Source organism: Pseudomonas shirazica (assembly GCF_015168335.1).
Classification (GTDB): Bacteria; Pseudomonadota; Gammaproteobacteria; order Pseudomonadales; family Pseudomonadaceae; genus Aquipseudomonas; species Aquipseudomonas asiatica.
Genome location: NZ_CP063456.1, coordinates 1258604 through 1281017, shown reverse-complemented (window position 1 = coordinate 1281017; position 22414 = coordinate 1258604). Strand labels below are relative to the sequence as shown.

The 22414-nt window shown below is 65.3% G+C and carries 8 protein-coding genes; 5 read left to right on the top strand and 3 right to left on the bottom strand.

Features of this window, described 5'->3' with window-relative positions; genetic code table 11:
- Window positions 1-537, bottom strand: coding sequence for a (2Fe-2S)-binding protein (locus IMX18_RS05830; RefSeq protein ID WP_013973477.1), 537 nt, complete (start codon window positions 535-537; stop codon window positions 1-3).
- Window positions 530-3361 (bottom strand): xanthine dehydrogenase family protein molybdopterin-binding subunit, encoded by a 2832-nt coding sequence (locus IMX18_RS05825; RefSeq protein ID WP_217191022.1) that lies wholly within the window; start codon window positions 3359-3361, stop codon window positions 530-532. The genes IMX18_RS05830 and IMX18_RS05825 overlap by 8 nt, the downstream gene beginning before the upstream one ends.
- A 369-nt stretch (window positions 3362-3730) precedes the next feature.
- On the opposite strand from IMX18_RS05825, the gene dsbD reads away from it, so the two are divergent.
- From dsbD to IMX18_RS05800, 5 genes are all read left to right on the top strand, one after another.
- On the top strand, window positions 3731-5446 hold the full coding sequence (dsbD, locus tag IMX18_RS05820) for a protein-disulfide reductase DsbD (RefSeq protein WP_100413672.1): 1716 nt from the start codon (window positions 3731-3733) through the stop codon (window positions 5444-5446).
- On the top strand, window positions 5446-6282 hold the full coding sequence (locus IMX18_RS05815) for a TlpA disulfide reductase family protein (protein ID WP_100413673.1): 837 nt from the start codon (window positions 5446-5448) through the stop codon (window positions 6280-6282). The genes dsbD and IMX18_RS05815 overlap by 1 nt, the downstream gene beginning before the upstream one ends.
- Before the next feature lies 1 nt (window position 6283).
- Window positions 6284-7042 (top strand): thiol:disulfide interchange protein DsbG, encoded by a 759-nt coding sequence (gene dsbG, locus IMX18_RS05810; RefSeq protein ID WP_100413674.1) that lies wholly within the window; start codon window positions 6284-6286, stop codon window positions 7040-7042.
- 717 nt (window positions 7043-7759) lie between these two features.
- The gene (locus IMX18_RS05805) at window positions 7760-8512 is read left to right on the top strand and encodes an ABC transporter permease (protein ID WP_043935785.1); all 753 of its coding nucleotides are present in this window, start codon (window positions 7760-7762) and stop codon (window positions 8510-8512) included.
- A gap of 1 nt (window position 8513) precedes the next feature.
- Window positions 8514-9242: an ATP-binding cassette domain-containing protein gene (locus tag IMX18_RS05800; protein WP_015271128.1), complete on the top strand. Its 729-nt coding sequence runs from the start codon at window positions 8514-8516 to the stop codon at window positions 9240-9242.
- A 213-nt stretch (window positions 9243-9455) separates the two neighbouring features.
- On the opposite strand, the gene IMX18_RS05795 is transcribed toward IMX18_RS05800, so the two are convergent.
- Window positions 9456-22409 (bottom strand): non-ribosomal peptide synthetase, encoded by a 12954-nt coding sequence (locus tag IMX18_RS05795; RefSeq protein WP_217191025.1) that lies wholly within the window; start codon window positions 22407-22409, stop codon window positions 9456-9458.
- Between the last annotated feature and the right edge of the window lie 5 nt (window positions 22410-22414).

Here is a 22414-nt window from a genome sequence, read left to right as displayed (position 1 = left end):
TCAACCCTCCTTGACCAGGCCGAGGTCGTTGAGCACCGTACGGGTGGCGTCGTAGTAACGCACGTAGCCGGTGCAACGGCAGATGTGGTGGCCCAGGCTCGCCTCGATGCGATCCTCCACCTCGCTCTTCTTCAGCGGCTGGCGCTGGGCGGTTTCCACCAGCACCGTGGCGGCATTGACGAAGCCCGGCGCGCAGTAGCTGCACTGGAAGGCGAACAGGTCGACGAACTTCTGCTGGATCGGGTTCAGCGTGAGGTTGCCGGCCTCGTCCTGTTTGGCATGGCCCTCGATGGTGCGGACCTTCTTGCCCTCGAAGTAATGCGCGCCGGTAATGCAAGTACGCACCTCCTCGCTGGTGCCGTCGGGGTTGTCGACGATCACCACGCAGGCGTGGCAGATGCCCTGGCCGCAGCCCAGGCGCGAGCCGGTGAGGTTCTGGTGTTCGTGCAGGTAGTCGATCATCGCCAGGTCGTCGGGGACCTCGACCGGGCCGACCGGTTGACCATTGAGGGTCAGTTGCAGTGGACGGTTAGCCATTGAGGGCCTCCTTGATACGGGCTGGGGTGATGGGAAGATCGCGAACGCGCTTGCCGATGGCATGCGCGACAGCATTGCCGATGGCCCCCACGACCGGGATCATCACCACCTCGGCAATGCCCTTGGACGGGTCGGTCGGTGACAGCGGCGGTAGGATTTCACTGGTCTGCTGCCAGACCGCCACGTCGCGCGCATGCGGCAGGCGGTAGCGGTTGAAGTTCCAGTCGCCCTCCCCGGGCCCGCCCTCGTACAACGGCATTTCTTCGGTCAAGGCATGGCCGATGCCCATGGCGATACCGCCCTCGAGCTGGCCCTTGACCAGTTCCGGCACAAGCACCCGGCCGCACTCGACCCAGCTGTGATGGTTGAGTACCTGCACTTCGTGAGTGCCCTTGTTCACCTTGACTTCGACAATGGTCGCCACCGGGCTGTAGTAGGTGACCATGGCGTTGTTCAGCTGGGTGTCGGGGTAGGCGGCGTTCTGCCGGTCGAGCAGGTGGTAGCCGTGGCTGCTCATCTGCGCCTTCTTGGCGCTCACCGCGCCATCGCCGTATTTGACTGCCACCGCATCGAGCGGGAAGCGTTCGCGCACGCCATCGATGACGAAGTCGGCCTCGGCCCAGCTCCAGCGGTTGAAGCCGTGCACGCTGACGCCGGTGACCAGGCCCATTTCATGGGCCTTTTGGGCCAGCTGGGCGAACGGGATAGGTGACAGGCCGTTGCCGGTCAGCTCGCCGTTGACCCATACCGCATTCTCGCGGCGCACCACCAGCGGGTTGGCCTGGCCGCCGTACGGGCCCTGGCGCCAGATGGCCATGGCCGCCGGCCACAGACCGTGGTTGAACAGCACGCGTGCCGCTTCGCGGGTGGCATGGCTGAAGTAGAAGGCCGAGTTGGTCGCCGACGACGGCGAAGCAAGCTTGCCGACCCAGCGCGGGTTGCGCAGCGCGGCGTCCTGCTCGGGCTGGCTGATCAGGTACGGGTTGCCGCTGGTGGTCAGCTTCAGCTCCGGCCATTCGGTGACCGCGGTCTTCACCTCGTCGGCCGAGCGGCCGAGGAAATCGCTGACAACCAGGGCCTGGGAGGTGGACATGCCGGTACCCAGCTCGGTGCCGATGTGGCGCAGGCTGATGCGCCCGTCGCGGCTGAACTCGATGCTGGCCATGGGGGCTTCGGAGCCGGTGCCGAAGTCTTTCTGGCAGATGGCAAAGCCCACGCCATACCAGTGGTCCGGGTCCTTGGCATCCATCTGCTGCTTGCGCGTGTCGCGGTTGCGCCACCAGTCGTGCACGGCGGCCTTGTCGAGAATCTCGTACAGGCGCAGGGCGCCGGCCGGGACCGCGCCCTGGGTGTTCTTCATGCCCGACTTCAGCGCGTTGGCGCGGCGCAGGTCGATGGCATCGACGCCCAGGCGCCCGGCGATCTCATCCACCATCATTTCGGTGGCGGCCATGGTCTGCAGGGTGCCGTAGCCACGCATGGAGCCGGCCTCGACGCCACGGGAATGATAGGCAGTGACCGACAGATCATTCTGCGGCATGTAGTAGATCGACTGCGCCGCCGTGGCGCCGACCGCCGCCACCGAGGGGCTGTAGTTGATACGCCCGCCGCCGTCACAAGTCATGTCGGCGCGGAAGATCCTGAAGCTGTTGTCCTTCTTGTCCACCGCCAACTGGTAGCGGATATCGAAGGCATGGCGCTTGATACCGCTCTGAAACTGCTCGTAGCGGTCGTTGGCCAGGCGGATCGGCACACCGGCGCCATACAGCGCGGCCACGGCGGCGTAGAAGACGAAGATGTTGTTGTCTTTCGAGCCGTAGCCCACGGTATAGCCCGGGTGCATGTTCAGCGTGTTCAGGGCGAAGCGCGACGGCTTGATCATGTGCACGCATTCCTGCGCCACTTCGAACGGGCACTGGGTCGCCACCACAAAGTGCAGCGTGCCGCTGGCCGGGTCGTACCAGCCGTTGCCGTTGTCCGGCTCCAGGGCGGCCGGCTCGATGGACGGCGTCTTGTAGCGCTCGTCGAACACCAGCCAGTCCTCGGGCGGGTTGTCCAGCTGCTCGGCCATGCGCTTGGCGTAGAACAGGCCCTGCTCGGTCAGGTCGCCATGCTGGTTGGGCTGCTTCGACCACACCGGCTTGCGGTTGAGGATGGTAGGGAACAGCATGGAATTCTTCAGGCTGGAGAATTCATCGTCGTCGAACGGTGTGGCACCGCCCACGCGCACGAAGCGGAAGCTGCCGTAGGGGTCGCGCTGGTACAGCGGCGCCTGGGCGCCATAGCGGATCGCCTGGTCATTGAACTGCAGCTTGCGCTTGGCCTGACGGAAGCGCTCGAAGTCGTGCCAGATCAGGATCGCCACCGGGTGGCCGATGAACATAGGCACCTTGCCGGGCGGCAGCAGCGGGTCGGGCGAGTGGGCCTCGGGCCAGGCGATGCCGTCCTTTTCCAGGTCGGCAGCGGTGACGATGCGGTCCGGCTGCAGGTCGGCGCCAAGCAGGCTGAGGTCATGGCCGGCATAGATACGATCGGCCTTGGTCGCCTTGAGCAGCAGCGCATGGCCCTGCTGTGCGGGCCAGCCGGGCATGTCCTTGGCACGGATGTCGCGAGCGAACACCTTGTCGCCGCACACCTTGGACAAGGCATCGTTACGGAAACGTGCCTTGCCATCATGGTTCATCCACTTCTGCGGCGAGGTGGTGACGCGTTCCTCCATCAGCGCGGCGAATGCCTGGCTGCCAAGCGGCGCCATGGTCACGCCGACACCAGCGATCAGGCCGCCTTGCAGGAAGGCGCGCCGGGAAATATCACGGTTGGACATGCTTGATCCTCTGGGCAGCAGGGGGTCTGCCCTTTTTTTGATTCTGGTACTAGCCTGAAAAGCTGACCTGTACGTCAACTTTACAGCAATTGTGTTGGCGCAGGCAAAGTCAAGCCGACAATATGTCGCGACATGTCTGGGATCTGGGGCGGAATTTGCTCTGGGGCTGGTAGGCGTTCGTCTTAGGATCTTCGGCGCTTGGGAGACCGAGCGCCGCCCGCGCGGCGCTCGATCTCCCAGGCGCAGACAATCCCACGGCAAACACCTGCAAGCCCTGATGCGCCCCCCCTGACCAAAAACCAGAGTTAACCTTGGGTTAATCGACCCAAGCCAGCATGACCCCTTTCAACGTATTGCCAAGGCGAAGACATGCGCGTCCTCCTGCTCTTCCTGACACTACTGCTGGCCGGCCCATTGCAGGCCAACCCGTTCGATGTCAAACCGGACTTCCTGCCGGTCAACCAGGCCTTCGTGCTTACCCACGACCGCCAGGCCGACGGCCAGATGCGCCTGTTCTTCCAGATCCAGCCTGGCTACTACCTGTATCAGAAACGGCTGAAGTTCGACGGCCTGCCTGCCGAACAGCACCCGCAACTGCCGGCCGCTCTCAACCACCACGACGAGTTCTTCGGCGACAGTGCGGTGTACCGCGACCAGCTCGAACTGCTGCTCCCGGCCGATGCCCAGGGCCAGCTGCGCCTGGGCTGGCAGGGCTGTGCCGACGCCGGCCTGTGCTACCCCCCGCAAACCACGTTGGTCGACCTGGGTGGCAGTGTGGCGCCGGCGGTCGAACAAGCCAGTGACCAGGCCCTGGCCAGCGACCTGCAAAAAGGCCACCTGGCCTGGAGCCTGCTCGCGTTCTTCGGCCTGGGCCTGTTGCTGGCCTTTACCCCCTGCTCGCTGCCGATGCTGCCGATCCTCGCCGGGCTGGTGCTGGGCAATGGCGCCAGCGCCCGGCGCGGCTGGATACTGGCCGGGGTCTATGTACTGAGCATGGCCCTGGTGTATGCCGCCCTGGGCGTGGTCGCCGCACTGCTGGGTGCCAGCCTGCAGGCCTGGCTGCAGCAACCCTGGCTGCTGGGCAGCCTGGCGGGGCTGTTCGTGCTGCTGGCCCTGCCGATGTTCGGCGCCTTCGAACTGCAACTGCCCGCCGCCGTGCGTGACCGCCTCGACCGCGCCGGGCAAGGCACCCGTGGTGGCAACCTGTATGGCGCGGCGCTGCTGGGCGCGCTGTCCGGCCTGCTGATGGGCCCGTGCATGACCGCGCCGTTGGCCGGCGCGCTGCTGTACATCGCCCAGAGCGGCGACGTGCTGCAGGGGGCGCTGGTGCTGTTCAGCCTCGGCCTGGGCATGGGCGTGCCGCTGCTGTTGCTGGTAACCCTGGGCAACCGCTACCTGCCCCGCCCGGGCGCCTGGATGAACCGGGTCAAGGGCGTGTTCGGCTTCGTGTTCCTGGGCATGGCGCTATACACCTTGCGCAGCCTGCTGCCCGCAGCATTGCTGCTGGCCCTGAGCGGCGCCTTGCTGATTGCCCTGGCCTGGGCTGCCTGGCCGGCCCTGCAGCGGTTGCCGGCGTTGCGCGCCTTGCCACTGCTGGGAGCCCTGTGGGGCGGCCTGCTGCTGGTGGGTGCGGCGGCTGGTGGCGACGACCTCTGGCAGCCGCTGCGCCCGTTCGCCGGTGGCGGCGCTGCGCCGGCCACCGGCCAGCACATCGAGGACGCTTTCGTCACCGTCAGCCGCCCCGAAGACCTGCAACGCGAACTGGATACGGCCAAGGCCCGTGGCCAGTGGGTGATGCTCGACTACTATGCCGACTGGTGCGTGTCGTGCAAGGTCATGGAGAAACAGGTGTTCGCCCGCAGCGACGTGCAGGCCGGCCTGGCCGGTGTGCACCTGCTGCGCCTGGACGTGACCGCCGACACCCCGGCCAGCCAGGCCTTGCTGCAGCGCTACCAGGTACCCGGCCCGCCCAGCATCATCTGGGTCGGCCCGGAAGGCGACGAACGCCGCGCGCGGCGCATCACCGGTGAAGTGGATGCGGCCGCCTTCCTGCAACACTGGACCCAGACCAGGAGCCAAGGCTGATGCTGACCGTAACCCTCGGGCCACTGACCATGGCCCTCAACCACCTGCTGATGCTCACCGCCCTGGTGATCGCCAGCATGGTCGGCTGGTGGGTCGCCCGGCGTGGCGGCGAGAGCCCGGAATCGGCACTGTTCAACCTGTTCCTGATCGGCCTGCTGTGCGCACGCGCCGGCTTCGTGCTGGCCTACTGGCCGATGTACCAGGACGATCTGCTGCAGATCATCGATATCCGTGATGGCGGCTTCCTGTTCTGGTCGGGCCTTGCCGGCATCGTGCTCGGCGCCCTGTGGCAGGGCTGGCGCCATCCGGGCCTGCGCCGCCCGCTGGGCTGGGCGCTGTTCAGCGGCGCGCTGTTCTGGGGCCTGGCCAGCCTCGGGGGCCACCTGTACAGCAAGGGCACCGAACTGCCCGATTTGAGCCTGCGCAAGGCCAACGGCCAATCCGTGGCGTTGCACAGCTACCGCGGCAAACCGCTGGTCATCAACATCTGGGCCACCTGGTGCCCACCCTGCCGACGCGAAATGCCGGTGCTGCAACAGGCGCAAAGCGCTTACCCGCACGTGACCTTCCTGTTCGTCAACCAGGGCGAGACCCCGGAAAACGTCAGCACCTTCCTCGCCACCACCGGCCTGAGCCTGACCCACGTGCTGTTCGACGGCACCGGCCTGTTGGCCCAGCGCGTCGGCTCCATGGCCCTGCCCACCACCCTGTTCTACGACGCCGACGGGCGCCTGGTCGGCAGCCATCTGGGCGAGCTGTCCCGAGCCAGCCTGCGCCACGCCCTGGAGCCTTTCGACCGGGCCACCGCGCCCGCCCCTGCCGCACAAGGAAACTGACATGCGACTGACTGCACTGCTGCCCCTGTCCCTGGCTCTGCTAGCTGCCCCCGCCCTACAGGCCGAAGAGTTGCCCAAGGCGATTGCGCAACTACAAGCCAAGGGCGCCGTGATCAAAGGCAGCTTCGACGCCCCCAACGGCCTGCGCGGGTATGCCGCCGAGTACCAGAACAACGGCCTGGCGCTGTACCTCACCCCTGACGGCAAGCATGTACTGGTCGGCAGCCTGTTCGACGAAAAGGGCAACGACCTCAGTGCCGAGCCGCTGAAAAAGCTGGTGTATGCGCCGATGAGCAAGGAAATCTGGGCGAAGATGGAGAAAACCTCCTGGATCGCCGACGGCAAGGACGATGCACCGCGCAAGGTGTACCTGTTCAGCGACCCCAACTGCCCGTACTGCAACATGTTCTGGGAACAGGCGCGGCCATGGGTGGAGTCTGGCAAGGTGCAGTTGCGCCATATCATGGTCGGCATCATCCGCGAGGACAGCCCGGGCAAGTCGGCGGCGCTGCTGGCGGCGAAAGACCCGGCCAAGGCACTGGAGGAACATGAAAAGGCCGGCAAGGCCAGCAAGTTGAAGGCACTGGAGCAGGTGCCGGAGGCGGTGCAGCAAAAGCTGGCGGCGAACATGGCGCTGATGGAAGAAATGGGCTTGCAGGCGACCCCGGCGATCTTCTATCAGGATGAGCAGGGCAACCTGCAGAGCCAGCAAGGCGCGCCGCGGCCGGAGTTGCTTGGGAAGATTCTCGGCAAGCGCTGATGTGAAATCGCCGGGGCTGCCTTGCAGCCCATTCGTAGCACAAGGCTGTGGCGGCCCTGTGGGAGCGGGCAAGCCCGCGAAGAACTCAACGCGGTGTTATGTCACCGGCTGCGCCGGTGTTCGCGGGCATGCCCGCTCCCACAGGTACAGCGCCAAACCTCGAAAACAACGCCGTATCTGTAGGAGCGGCCTTGTGTCGCGAAAGGGCCGCATAGCGGCCCCCAAATTGCTGCATAAAAGCTGAAATTGCTGGGGCTGCTGTGCAGCCCTTTCGCGACACAAGGCCGCTCCTACAAGGGGCGATGCAGACCTCACTTGTTCTGGTCACAACCCCTCCAGCTCGTCCTCGAGCACATCGGCCCAGATGCCAGCCAATGGCCAAGTTCACATTTGGCAACACTAAGTTATACCACCTAAGGCGACAAACACTTTTCCGAACCGATCATCGGAAAACAACGCCCGGCGATAAAACATATAACAATCCCACAACAATTTCAGATCCGCCTTACAAAAAACAGACGTCTTTTTCACTCCCATGACCAGTGAACAGATCGCGATCAGACATACCCCTCAGATACATCTCACAATACCAACTGCAATTCAAACAACTAGATTACACCCCAGCCAACACATTGCCCCCATCAAACTTGACGTACATGCAGCCTGAATATAAAACCCTTACCCCCTGCATTCGCGAAGACACTAAAGGCGAGAAAAATGAACAAAAAGCCATACCCCATAACGCGAAGAAAACAGATCCTCATGATCACCAAGGTGTTGATCCTGGAACACCTGCGAGAACCCACTGCGTTGCTGTGGACAGCGGCGGCGCCTTGCTTGATGTTCATACTACTGAGGCAAAGCCGTTCCCTTGCAGCGCCACCAGACACTCTCTATATATCCTCTGCTGCGTGGTTCTACGCCTACATCGCTGCAAACGTTGCCTTCTTCGGCCTCGGCTTTTATCTAATCGGACGACGAGAAAGTGGCTTCGTCCGGTCATTCATTTACCAACGCGAGGCAATTGCACTTTTCCTCACATCGCACGCCGTCAGCTACACATTGGTCAGTGTCGTGTACTCCAGCTTTTTCTACTTCATCTCCAAGCCTCTATACGGATCCTACTCGCCATCAGAATTCCTGTACCTTACAGCCGCGTTCTATACGAGTTACCTGATATTCGCCTGCATCGGCTTGGCAATTGCAGCGATGCCCATCAAATTCAGCACAGCCGGGACGCTATTTTCGCTACTTTCATTCCTGATGTTACTTTCCGGCTATTTGGGCACCACACAAGACGAACTGACCCACTGGTCAACGTTGATCAACCCCTTGCACCTGAGCACAAGAATAATTACCGGAGAGATACCACTCACTATTAGTTTTCTGACAGCTTTTGCCATTTCAACAGCGGGGCTCTATGCAACAGGAAAGCTATTCAGAATCCACCCCATATGGAGCCGCTATTAAAATGCACCTTCTCACCATCAAAAACCTGGACTTCTCATACAACAGCAGCCCTCTTTTACAAAACATCACGTTACAGTTGAAAAAAGGAGAGGCCGTAGGCGTACTGGGCAGTAACGGAGCAGGAAAGACCACGCTTTTCGACCTGATCTGCAACATCAGAAAACCAAGCAACGGCACAATCATAAATTCATCCAGACAGCAGGCTTATCTGACTCAAGTACTGACACCACCGCCCTTGCTCAGGATGAGCGAAGTCTACCAACTGATTACACAGTTAAACTCCAGATCAGCACCGGATCACTGCGAGGTGCTTTCACGCCTCTCTGAATGGTCACATTCCCTGTCGAAACGGTATGCTGAAATCTACAAGAAGAAGGCATCTACTTGCAGCTATGGCGAAGTCCGGAGCTTTGTCACACTGACGCTACTGCTCATGGGCAGTGACCTGATCATCCTCGACGAGCCTACTGCGGGGGTAGACCCAGAATTCAGACACCACATATGGCTAGGTATAAAAAACGCGTGCAAAAACGGGGCTAGTGTTTTGATTTCATCTCACTATACCGAGGAAATTGCCACAAACTGCCATCGTTTCTACATGCTCGCTCATCAACACCTCGAGCCATTTGAGAATGCTCATGAGTTTCTCGCTCGCTACCATGCGAACTCTTATGATGAAGCATTCATCAATGCGTCGATGTCGCAGGAAAAAATCGGGGCCGCATCATGACGGCGAAGAACCATGGGAAAGGTGGGGTTGCAGGTATGGCACCGGCTGCGCCGGTGTTCGCGGGCATGCCCGCTCACAGGTGCAGCGCCAAACCTCGAAACAACGCCGTATCTGTAGGAGCGGCCTTGTGTCGCGAAAGGGCCGCATAGCGGCCCCAGCAATTTCAACTTTTGTGCACCAATCCAGGGGCGGTGCAGGCCTCACCTGCTCAGGTCACAACCCCTCCAGCTCAGCCATAAGGTCACTGAGCCGGTCGACTTTATCGTCATCCAGCACACTGCCCTGCAGCCCCCGCACATACACCGCCAGTTCCTCCACCGTGCTGCACTCGAACATCGCCCGCAGCGGCACGTTCAGTTGCAGCTGCTTCTGCACCCGCGAGGCGATTTGCGTGGCCAGCAGCGAATGCCCGCCCAGCTCGAAGAAGTTGTCGTGCACCCCGACCCGCTCGGCCTTGAGCACATCCGCCCAGATACCGGCCAGTACCTCTTCCAGCTCATTGCGCGGCGCCTGGTAGGCCTGGCTGTGCTGGCCACCGACGTCGATGGCTGGCAGGGCCTTGCGGTCGAGCTTGCCGTTGGCGTTGTGCGGCAGGCTGTCGAACCAGCCCCAGTGCAGTGGCACCATGTACTCCGGCAACTCGGCACGCAGGCGCTGCTTGAGCTGTTCCAGCAACGCAGCGTCGGCTGCAACGCCCTGATGCGCCACCAGGTAACCCACCAGGTGCTTGCCATTGACGCCCTCCTGCACGCCAACGGCAGCGTCGCGGATTTCCGGCTGTTCGTGCAGGCGGGCTTCGATTTCGCCCAGTTCGATGCGGTAGCCGCGAATCTTCACCTGATGGTCGATGCGCCCGACATACTCCAGCACCCCGTCCAGGCGCTGCCGCGCCAGGTCGCCAGTGCGATACAGGCGTTCGCCCGGTGCACCATGAGGATGGGGAATGAACGCCAGCGCTGTGCGCACCGGGTCGCCGACATAGCCACGGCCCACGCCGGTGCCGGCCACGCACAACTCACCTGTCGCACCCAGTGGCACCAGTGCCTGGTCCTCGCCGTACAGGTACAGGCGGTTGTTGTCGGTCGGCGTGCCGATCGGCAAGTAACTGCCACGGGTCGAGGCGGCATCGACGCGGAAGAACGCCACGTCATCGGAGCACTCCGCCGGGCCGTAGGCGTTGACCAGGCCGATCTGCGGGTAGCGCTGCAACCACTGCGCCGCCAGCTCCGGAGGCATGGCCTCGCCGGTCGGCAGCATCCAGCGCAGGCCATCGAGGGCCTGGTGGTCGTTGGCCAACATGCCCTGGATCAGCGACGGCACGCTCTCCAGCACGCTGATGCCGGTGGCCTGCACATGCGCCAGCAGGCCCTGCGGGTCATGGGCGATGGCATTCGGCACGATCTCCACCCTGGCGCCGAACAGCGGCGCGGCAAGGAACTGCCACACCGAAATGTCGAAGCTCTGCGAGGCCGTCTGGGCGATCACGTCCTGCTCGCCGAGCGCCAGGTACGGCACCTTGCTCAACTGGTTGTTGAGCATGCCGCGCTGCTCGACCATCACCCCCTTCGGCAGGCCGGTGGAGCCTGAGGTGTAGATCACATAGGCGAGGTTATCCGGCCCGCTGTGAATGCCGGGGTTGTGGCTGGCCACCGGGCTGGCCTGGATGTCTTCCCAGACCAGCAGCTGCGGCCGTGCCGCCAACGCAAGCTGGTCCAGCAACTGCCGCCCTTGCCCGGCACAGGCCGCGCTGCACACCAGCACGGGTGTACGGCTGAGCTGGATGATGCTTTGCAGACGCGCCGCCGGCAGGCCCGGGTCCAGTGGCAGGTAGCCGGCGCCGGCCTTGAAGCTGCCGACGATCATGCCCAGCAGCGGTAGCCCACGCTCGGCCAGCAGTGCCACCGGCTGGTCCACGTTCACACCCGCCGCGATCAAGGCATGGCCCAGACGGTTGGCCGCCAGGTTCAAGCCGGCGTAGTCGTAGGACGCGTCCAGGCAGCGGGCCACGGTACGTTGCGGATGCGCGGCCACCTGCGCCTCGAACTGCGCGATGTAACTCTGTTCCAACGGATAGGCGCGCGCGGTGCGGTTGCAGTCTTCCAGCAGGAAGCGCTGCTCTTCCGCACCCAGCAACGGCAGTGCGCTCATCTCCCCTTCAAAGCCTTGCACCAGCGCCAGCAGCAGGCGCTTGAACTCGGCCAGCAGGCGCTCGACGGTCGGGTAGTCGAAATAGCGCTGGTCGAACGACAGGTGCAGGCCAAGGTCATCGCCCGGGTAGCACACTGCGGTCAGCGGGAAGTTGGTGTGGGTACGGCCCGAGTCGGAGCTGGCATTCAGGTGCTGGGCGTGGTCGAGCACGGCGGTTTCCACCGGCGCGTTCTCGAACACGAACAGGCTGTCGAACAGCGGCTGGCCCTTGGGCAGTTCGCTGCATTCCTGGATGGCCACCAGCGGCAGGTACTCATGCTCGCGCAGCTCCATGTTGTGCTCCAGCAGGCCTTGCAGCCACTGCCGCACGCTGCAGCGCTCACCCGCCACCGGCAATTGCACGCGCAGGGCGACGCTGTTGATGAACAGGCCGACGGTACGCTGCATCTGCGGCATGCTCACCGGGCGCCCGGCCACGGTCACGCCAAAGGCCACGTCGCGGTCGCCACTGTAGCGCGCCAGCACCAGTGCCCAGGCCGCCTGGGCGAAGGTGTTGACGGTGAGCTGGTGGGCCTGGGCCAGTTCGCGCAGGCGCACACCGTCGCTCACCGCCAGGCGGGTGTAACAGTCGCCGACGATCATGCCGCTACCGGCATGGTCGTGGCGCAGCGGGCGGTCGCTGGGGATGGTGGTAGCGCGTTCGAAGCCGGCCAGGTTGGCCTGCCACCAGGCTCGCGCGTCGTCCAGGCCCTGGCGTTGCAGCCAGCCGATGTAGTCGCGGTAGCGCGGTGGCACCGGCAAGCGGGCCTGGCGCCCCTCGCCGAGGGCCTGGTAGATCTCGAAGAAATCGTTCATCAGCAGCGAACGGCACCAGGCATCGATGAGGATGTGGTGGTTGCTCATCATGAACCAGTAGCGCTCGTCGGCCACACGCACCAGGCGCAGGTGGAACGGCGCCTCGCTGAGCAGCGCGAAACCAGCCTCGCGTTCCTGCTTGTGCAGGGCCTGCAGGCGCTGCTCCTGGGCGTCGTCGTCGAGGCCACGCCAGTCCTGATAGTCCACCGGCATGTTGCCCGGTTTGTGGATGATCTGCAGCATCGCCTCGCCGGTGTTCCAGCTGAACGATGCGCGTAGCGCCTCGTGGCGTGCCACCACCGCCTGCCACGCCTGGGCGAAGCGTTCGGGGTCGAGCGCGCTGTTGATGCGGTAGCGGTCCTGCATGTAGTAAAGGCCGGTGCCCGGCTCCAGCAGGGTGTGCAACAGCATGCCCTCCTGCATCGGCGTCAGCGGGTAGACGTCCTCGATCTGCGCGGCCGGTACCGGCAGCGCGTCGATCTGCGCCTGGGTCAGGTGCGCCAGCGGGAAGTCCGATGGCGTGAAACTGCCGTTGCCATCAGCCAGGCAATGCTCGACCAGCGCCAGCAGCTCCTGACGATAGGCCTCGGCCAGGCAGGCGATGGTCCGCTCGTCGTAGCGTTCGGCACTGAAGGTCCAGCGCAGTTGCAGGGCACCGCCATACACCTGGCCATCGACACTCAGCCAGTTGGGCAGCGGTGCATCGAGGTCGTGGGCCAGGCCGGCCGCGGCGTCCAGCGGCTGGAACAGGGCTGTGCTGTCGAACTGCTGGTCGAACTGGCCCAGGTAGTTGAAGGTGATGCGTGCCTGCGGCAGGGCCGCCATCTGCTCACGCACTGCCGTATCGGCCAGGTAGCGCAGCACGCCATAACCCAGCCCTTTATGCGGCACCTGGCGCAGTTGCTCCTTGATGCGCTTGATCGAGCCTGCCCGCGCTGCATCGTCCTCGCCTGGCAGCGGGCGCAGGCTCAGCGGGTAGGCGTTGGTGAACCAGCCGACGCTGCGGGTCAGGTCCATATCTTCGAACAGCCCGTCACGGCCATGGCCTTCAAGCTGTACCAGCACTTCTTCGTCGCCGCTCCAGCGGCACAGGGCACGCGCCAGCGCGGTCAGCAGCAGGTCGTTTACCTGGGTGTGATAGGCCGCCGGGGCCTGCTGCAGCAACTGCCGGGTCTGCTCCACATCCAGGCCGATGGCCAGGGTACGGGCATGGCAGTGCAGGTTGCCGCCCTGCGGGTGATCGCATGGCAGTTCGCGGCGCACGCCGCCCAACTGGCCTTGCCACCAGCCCAGCTCGTCGCGCAGCGAATCACTGCCGGCATAGATGGCCAGGCGTGCGGCCCAGTCGCCCATGGCGTGGGTCTTGGCCGGCAGCGGCTGGCCTCGGTACAGCGCCTGAAGGTCTTCCAGCAGCACGCGCCACGACACGCCATCGACCACCAGGTGATGGATAGCCAGCAACAGGCGCTGGCCGCCCTGCCCGTCATTAACCAGCAAGGCGCGCAACAGTGGGCCCTGTTCCAGGTCGAGGCTGCGTTGCAAATCGGTGTACAGCGGTTGGCAATCGGCGAAGTCGGCGACCGTGGCTGTCCACAGCAATTGCCCGGTGGCAAGCGAAGCATATTCAGCCTGCCAGCGGCCCTGGGCCTGACTGAAGCGCAGGCGCAGGCTGTCGTGGTGCTGCACCAGGTCGGCCAAGGCTCGCTTCAGTACCCCCTCATCCAGCGGCTTGCGTGCCTCCAGCAGAACAGCCTGGTTCCAGTGCTGCGGCTGTGGCACTTTACTGTCGAAGAACCAGTGCTGGATCGGCGTGAGGCCGGCCTGGCCCTGGCGCAGGCCCTGTTCGATGCTGCTGGCGGCTTCGCTGCGCTGAACGATGGCGGCCAGGGTCTGGATGGTCTGATGCTGGAACAGGTCGCGCGGAGTGAACTGCAAGCCGGCCTGGCGGGCCCGGCTGACTACCTGGATCGACAGGATCGAGTCGCCGCCCAGCTCGAAGAAGTTGTCCTGCACGCCGACCCGGGCAACGTTGAGCACGTCGCGCCAGATCTGCGCCAGTTGCGCTTCCACCTCGTTGCCAGGCGCCTGGTACTGCTGGCGTGCCTGTTCCAGGTCCGGCAGCGGCAGCGCACGGCGGTCGAGCTTGCCGTTGCCCATCAGCGGCAGGCTGTCGAGCAGCACCAGGTGCGCCGGCACCATGTAATCCGGCAGGTGCTGGCGGGCATCGGCTTTCACCGCGTCGCGCAGCATGCCCTGGACCTCGCTGTCGGCAGCGGCCTGCCTGCACACCAGGTAACCCACCAGTTGCTTGCCGCCCGGCAGGTCGAGGGCCAGCACCACAGCTTCGTCGACATCGGCATGCGCCTGCAGGCGGCTTTCGATTTCGCCCAGCTCGATACGGAACCCGCGAATCTTCACCTGCTGGTCGGCGCGGCCGACGTACTCGACCAGGCCATCGCTGCCCAGGCGCACCAGGTCGCCGGTGCGATACAGGCGCCCGCCTTCGCTGCCGAACGGGTCGGCGACGAAGCGCTCGGCGCTTAGGCCCGGGCGGTCGTGGTAACCCTGGGCCAGGCCGGCACCGCCGACATACAGCTCGCCAATACCGCCTTGCGGCAACAGGGCAAGGTCTTCGTCGAGGATGTAGGCCGTGCGGCTACCGATGACGCGACCGATCGGTACGCTGCCCAGCTCCGCCGGCAGCGTCTGTGGTGCCAGGCAGGCCAGCGGCATGACCACGGTTTCGGTCGGCCCGTAGGCGTTGAAGAACTGCTGCGGCGCGAAGGACTGGCGGATGCGCTGCAGGTGTTCGCCGGTCAGCGCTTCACCACCGGTAATGACCAGGCGCACTGGCAACTGCTCGCCCTGCCCGGCCAGGTACTGCGCCAACTGGCTGCCGTAGCTTGGCGTGAAGCCAAGAATGCTAACCTGCTGCTCACGCACCAGCTGGCAGATGTCTTCGGCGCCCCACTGCCCCTGGGCACGCAGTACCACGCGGGCGCCACACAGCAGCGGCACCCACAGGCGTTCGCTGGCGGCGTCGAAATTGATCGAATAGAAGTGCAGCTCGCAGTCATCGCCGCGCATACCGAACGCGTCGATCACCGCCTGGCAATGCATGGCGAACTCGCCGTGGCTGACTACCACGCCCTTGGGCTTGCCGGTGGAACCGGAGGTGTAGATCAGGTAGGCCTGGTGCTGCGGCAGGTTGAGGTTGTCCAGCGGCGCATAGCTGTAGGCTGACAGGCTGGCGCTGTCGTCTTCCAGGCTCCAGCGCACCACGCCTTCGGGCAGCTGCCCCAGGGTTTGCAGCAGCGTGCGCTGGCTGAGCAGCAGGCCGATGCGGCTGTCTTCGATCATGTAGCGCAGGCGGTCGAGCGGGTATTCGGGGTCGAGCGGCACGTAGGCGCCACCGGCCTTGAGGATGGCCAACAGGCCGACGACCATTTCCAGCGAACGCTCCAGCGCCAGGCCCACACGCACCTGCGGACCGACGCCACGCTCGCGCAGGGCGCGGGCCAGGCGGTTGGCCTGCTGGTCGAGTTCGGCATAGGTCATGTGCCGGCCGGCGAAAGTCAACGCGCCAGCGAGTGGCGTGCGCGCAGCCTGGGCGGCGAACAGGCCGTGCACGGTCTGGTCGAGAGCGAGACCCTGCTCGCCCTGCAACTGGCCAGCCAGCAACTGCTGCTCGGCGCTGCTCAGCATCGGCAGCTCGCACAAGCGCTGTTGCGGGTTGTCGAGCAGGCCCACCAGCAATTGCTGCCAATGCTCGGCCATGCGCGCGATGCGTGGTTCGTCGAACAGGTCACGGCTGTAGGTCAGGCAGCAACCCAGGCGGCCGTCGAGATCGGTCACCTCCAGGTACAGGTCGAACTTGGTGGCGCTGGCGTCGTTGACCAGGTAATCCACCTGCATGCCGGCAAGCTGGCGGCTTTGCTGGAAGGCCCAGCGCTGAACGTTGCACATCACCTGGAACAGCGGGTTGTAGGCGCTGCTGCGCGGTGGCTGCAGGGCTTCCACCAGCTGATCGAACGGCAGGTCCTGGTGCGACTGGCCTTCGATGGCAACCTGGCGTACCTGCTCCAGCAACTGTGCGGCGCTCATCTGGCCGTCCAGCTCGCAACGCAGCACCTGGGTGTTGAGGAACGCGCCAATCAGCCCTTCGCTTTCCGGGCGGATGCGGTTGGCCACCGGCGCGCCAATGCGCAAGTCACGCTGGCCGCTGTAGCGGTGCAGCAAGGCGGCCAGGGTGGCAGTCATGGTCATGAACAGGGTCAGGCCGCGCTGGCTGTTGAAGGCATGCACGCGGGAGACCAGCGCCGGGTCGAGCTCGAAGCGGTACAGCTCGCCACGGTGGCTCTGCACTGCCGGGCGCGGGCGGTCGGCAGGCAGCGCCAGTACCGGGTGTTCATCGCCCAGGCGGGCCTGCCAGTAGGCCAGCTGGCGGGCGCCCTCGCCGCTTTCCAGCCATTGCCGTTGCCACACGCTGTAGTCCAGGTACTGCACCGACAGCGGCGCCAGCGGCGATTCGCGGTCATCGACGAAGGCCTCGTACAGCTCGCCCAGTTCGCGGGCGAAGATGTCCATGGCCCAGCCTTCGGTGACGATATGGTGCAGGGTCAGCACGAAGAAGTGCTCGCGCTCTTCGGCTTTGACCAGGCAGGCACGCAGCAGCGGGCCGCGCTCCAGGTCGAACGGCTGGTGCGCCTGGTCGTCGGCCAGTTGTTGCAGGCGTTGTTGGCGGGCATCGGCGGGCAAGGCGCTGAAGTCCTGCCAGTCGAGGTGCAGGCTGCTGTCTTCGGCCACGCACTGATACGGCACGCCATCGATGCTGGGGAAGGTGGTGCGCAGGGTTTCGTGGCGCACCACCAGCGCCTGCAGCGCTCGCTCGAAGGCATCCACATGCAGGGTGCCGCGCAAGCGCGCCATGCCGCCGACGTTGTACGCCGGGCTGCCCGGCTCCATTTGCCAGAGGAACCACATGCGCTGCTGCGAGTACGACAGCGGCACCGCCTGGCGGCGGTCGACGCGGGCGATTGAACCTTGCAGGTTGCGCTCACCGGCAGCACGAATACGCGTGATCTCGGCACAGAAGGCGCCCAGCTCGCTGGCGTCGAACAGGGCCTTGAGCGGCAGCTCGACATCGCAGGCCTGGCGCGTGCGCGAGACAATTTGAGTGGCCAGCAGCGAATGGCCGCCGAGGGCGAAGAAGTCGTCCTGCAGGCCGATGCGCGGCAAGTTCAGCACCTCGCGCCAGATGGCGGCGACCTGCTGCTGCAACTCGGTTTGCGGCTTGACGTGCTGCCGCTGCTGCCACACCGGGGCCGGCAATGCCTTGCGGTCGACCTTGCCGCTGGGGCCCAGTGGCATCTGCGCCAGCGGGATGAGTTGTGCCGGCACCATGTAGGCCGGTAGTTGTTCAGCCAGCACCGTCAGCAATGCATCAGGCTGGGCGCTGCCACTGTAGTAGCCGACCAGTTGCGCACCTACGGCATCCTTGTGAATCAGCACCAGCGCCTGTTCGACCCCCGCTTGCGCCAGCAGGCAGGCCTGGACTTCCTCGGGTTCGACACGGAAGCCACGCACCTTGACCTGCTGGTCGAGGCGGCCAAGGTATTCCAGCGCCGCGGTCTGCACCTGCCAGCGGGCGCGGTCGCCACTGCGGTACAGGCGCTCGCCATTGCCGTCGGCCCGGGGCACGAAGCGCTCGGCGGTGAGGCCCGGGCGGCCCAGGTAGCCACGGGCCAGGCCTGCACCGCCGAGGTACAGCTCGCCCGGCACACCGGGGGCGGACAGTTCCAGCTCGTCGTCCAGCACACGGCACAGCACATTGCCCAGCGGGCGGCCGATCGGCGAGCGTTCGCCATCGGTGGCCTGGCAGTGCCAGTGGGTGACGTTGATGGCGGTTTCGGTCGGGCCATAGCGGTTGTGCAACTGCACCTGTGGCAGCACCTGCAGCACGCGGTCACGCAGTGCCGCGGACAGCGCTTCGCCACCGGAGAACAGCCGGCGCAGGCTGCCGCAGGCACCCGCCTGCGGCTCCTGGACGAACACCTGCAACAGCGGCGGCACGAAGTGCAGCGTGGTCACGCCATGGGCCTGCACCAACGCGGCGATGCGCTGCGGGTCGCGGTGCTCGCCAGGGCCGGCGAGCACCAGCTTGCAACCGGTCACCAGTGGCCAGAAGCATTCCCACACCGAAACGTCGAAGCTGATCGGCGCCTTCTGCATCAGCACGTCGCTGTCGTCCAGCACATAACTGGCCTGCATCCATTGCAGGCGCTCGGCCAGTGCCGCGTGGGTATTGCCCACGCCCTTGGGCTGGCCGGTGGAGCCGGAGGTGTAGATCACATAGGCCAGGTTGTCGCCATGCAGATGCAACCCGGGGGCATGGCTTGGCCAGCTGTCCAGGTGCAGCTGGTCGAGGGCGATGGCGCTGACGCCATCAACCTGTGGCAGCTTGCCCAGCAGGCTGCTGTGGCTCAGCAACAGGCCAGCGTTGCAGTCGGCGAGCATGTAGGCCAGGCGCTCGGCCGGGTAATCGATGTCCAGCGGCACATAGGCACCACCGGCCTTGAGAATGGCCAGCAGGCCCACCAGCAGCTGCGGCGAACGCTCGATGGCGATGGCCACGCAAGTGTCTGGGCCCACGCCTTTGTCACGCAGGTAGTGGGCCAGACGGTTGGCTTGCTGGTGCAACTCTGCGTAATCCAGGCTGCCACCGTCCCACACCAGGGCGGTGCGCTGCGGGGTCAGGCGTGCCTGTTCATTGAGCTGCTCGACCAGCAGGCGCTGCGGCGGCGCAGCGGGTGCCTCGCCCCAGCTCAGCAGTTGCGCGCGGCCAGGCTCGTCGAGCAGTTGCACCTCGCCCAGCGCCCGCTGCGGCCCGGCACACACCTGCTCGAGCAGGGCCAACAGGTGCTGGGCCAGGCGCTTGACGGTACTGGCATCGAACAATTCGGCGGCATAGTCGAAGGCCAGGCTCAGGCGGCCCTGGTGGTCTTCTTCACTGTGCAGCTGCAAGTCGAACTTGGCTTCGCGACTGTGCCACGGCAGCTCTTCGGCCAGCAGGCCCGGCAGGCGGCGCAGCGCAGACAGGTCACGTTGCTGGTGGTTGAACATGACCTGGAACAGGCCTTGCTCGCGAGCCTCGGGCAGGGCTTCGAGCAGTTGCTCGAACGGCAGGTCCTGGTTGGCCTGGGCATCCAGGGTGGCCTGGCGCACCTGGGCCAGCAACTGGTCGAACGGCAGGCGGCCGTCGAGCTGCGCACGCAGCACCTGGGTGTTGATGAAGAAGCCGACCATGCCTTGGGTTTCCAGGCGCGGGCGGTTGGCGTTGGGCACGCCGACACGGATATCGGCCTGGCCACTGTAGCGGTGCAACAGCGCCTGCCAGCCGGCCAGCAGTACCATGAACAGGCTGGCCTGCTGTTCGCGGGCCAGGCCCTTGAGCGCTTCGGTGAGCCTGGCCGGTACCTTGAGGTTGAAGCGGGCGGCGCGGTGGCCGCGCTGGCTGGTGCGCGGGTGGTCGGTGCACAGGTCGAGCACCGGCAGATCATCCCCCAGACGCGCCTGCCAGTACTGCAGCTGACGCTCGGCTTCGCCTGCGGCCAGCCACTGTCGCTGCCAGGTGCCGTAGTCGGCATAACCCAGGGTCAGCGGTGCCAGGTTGGCCTCAAGGCCCTGGCAGTGGGCGGCGTACAGTTTGGCGAATTCGTCGAGCAGGATGTTCAGCGACCAGCCGTCGGCGACGATATGGTGCAGGGTCACCCATAGTTGATGGTGTTCATCGTCCAGGCGCGCCAGGGTCACCCGCAGCAACGGCCCCCGGGTCAGATCGAACGGCTGGCGAGCTTCGGTTTCACGTTGGGCGGCGACCTGTTCGGCGGCCTGGCCTTCGAGGTCCAGGCGGCGAAGGTCGAACGGCTGCTGCGCCTGGATGCGCTGCAGGGCCTGGCCGTTCTCTTCGGCAAACAGGGTGCGCAGCGATTCATGGCGCGCAACCAGCGCCTGGAAGGCTGTTTCCAGGGCGTTTTCGTCCAGCTCACCGCGCAACTGCAGGCCGGCCGGAATGTTGTAGGCCGCCGACTGCGGGTCCAACTGCCACAGCAACCACAGGCGGTTTTGCGCCAGCGACTGGGGCAGCGCCTGGGTGCGTTCCAGTGTAGCGATGGCACCGACCCGGCCACCGCCTTCGGAGATGATCGCGGCCACGGCCTTGGCGTAGTCAGCCAGTATCGGCGCTTCGAACAGGGTGCGCAGGCCCAGCTCGATGCCCAGTTCATCGGCCAGGCGTGCGGTGGCGTGGGTGGCGGCGATCGAGTTGCCGCCCAGCAGCAGGAAGTGGTCGTCTGCCGCCACCGCCTCGACCTTGAGAATGTCGCGCCACACATCGGCGATGCGCGCCTGCAGTTCATCGCCTGCGCCCACTGAAGCAACGGGCTCGTTCACCTCAGGGAAGCGGGCGTAGCAGTCCAGGCTGCCATCGTCCATGCGCAGGCGGCAGGCCGAACGCTGCAGCTTGCCGCTGGAGGTCTTGGGCAGCGCACCCGGGTTCAGCAGCAGGACCACGGCCGGTGCCTGGCGGCAGGCGTCGGCGATCACCTGGCGCAGGGTCTTGATCAGCTCCTGGGGCTTGATCGCCTTCTGCACGTTGCGGCTGATTTCCACCGCCACGCCAATGCCCTCCTCGCCTTGCTGCTCGACGGCGAACACTGCCACCCGGCCTTTTCGCAGCACATCCACTTCGCGCTCGAGGGTTTTTTCCAGGTCCTGCGGGTACAGGTTCTGCCCGCGCACGATGAGCATGTCCTTCAGGCGGCCGGTGACGAACACTTCGCCTTCGCGCATGAAGCCCAGGTCACCGGTACGCAGCCAGGTCTGGCCGTCCATGTCGACGAAGGTGCGGGCGCTGGCCTCGGGGTTGCGCCAGTAGCCCAGGGCGATGCTCGGGCCGGCGGCCCAGATCTCGCCCACCTGGTTGTCGTCCAGCACCTGCAGGCGTTGTGGTTCGACAATGCGCACGGCATGCCCGGGCTGCGGGTAGCCACAGCTCATCAGCACACTGCCCTTGCCAGGCTCCGCACGGTTGGCGGCGAAGGCTTCGGCGTCCAGCTCCAGCGCGGCGATGCCCTGGCCACGGCGACTACCGCTGACGAACAGGGTCGCCTCGGCCAGGCCGTAGCTGGCGAAGAAGCTCTGCGGGTCGAAGCCGCAGGCCTGGAACTTGTCGGCAAAGGCCGCCAGGCTGTCCTGGCGGATCGGCTCGGAGCCAGAATAGGCCACCCGCCAGCGGCTTAGGTCGAGCCCGGCCAGGGAGGCCTCGCTGACCCGCTCGCTGCACAACCGGTAGGCAAAGTCGGGGCCGCCGCTGATGGTGCCGCCGTATTCGCTGATGGCCTGCAACCAGCGCAGCGGCCGGGCCAGGAAGTAGCCCGGCGACATCAGCACACAGGGCACGCCGCTGAAGATCGGCTGCAGCAGGCCGCCGATCAGGCCCATGTCGTGGTACAGCGGCAGCCAGCTGACGATCACATCGTCTGGGTTGAGGTCGATGCCAAAGCCTTGGCGGATCAGTTGTTCGTTGGCCACCAGGTTGCCATGGCTGACCTGCACGCCCTTGGGCAGTGCTGTGGAGCCGGAGGTGTATTGCAGGAAGGCGATGTCATCACCCTTGAGCGCGGGTTCGCGCCAGTTTGCAGCCAGTGCCGGGTCCAGGCCATCCACCGCCAGCAGCTCGGGGGCGTTGGCCGCTGTCAGGGCCTCCAGGCCCTGCAGGCTGTCGCGCAGGGCCGCGACGGTCAGCAGCAGGCGCGGCTCTGCGTCGTCGATGATCGACAGCAAGCGCTGGTGGTGGTGCTGGCGCGCGGACTCCGGCGGGTAGGCCGGCACCGCAATCACGCCGGCATACAAGCAGCCGAAGAACGCCGCCACATAGTCTGGCCCGCTGGGGAACAACAGCACTGCGCGGTCGCCGAAACCGGCCCGGCTTTGCAAGGCAGCAGCGATGGTGCGTGCGCGCTGGTCGAGGTCCCGGTAGCTGAGCACGGCCTGCTCGCCGGGAGCGTCGGCCAGAAAGCGCAAGGCGACTTTGTCCGGGGTCTGCGCGGCGCGTTGCGCCAGGGCCTGGACCAGCGAGAGCGGGAGTTCGAAGGCGTCCGTCATGGGGT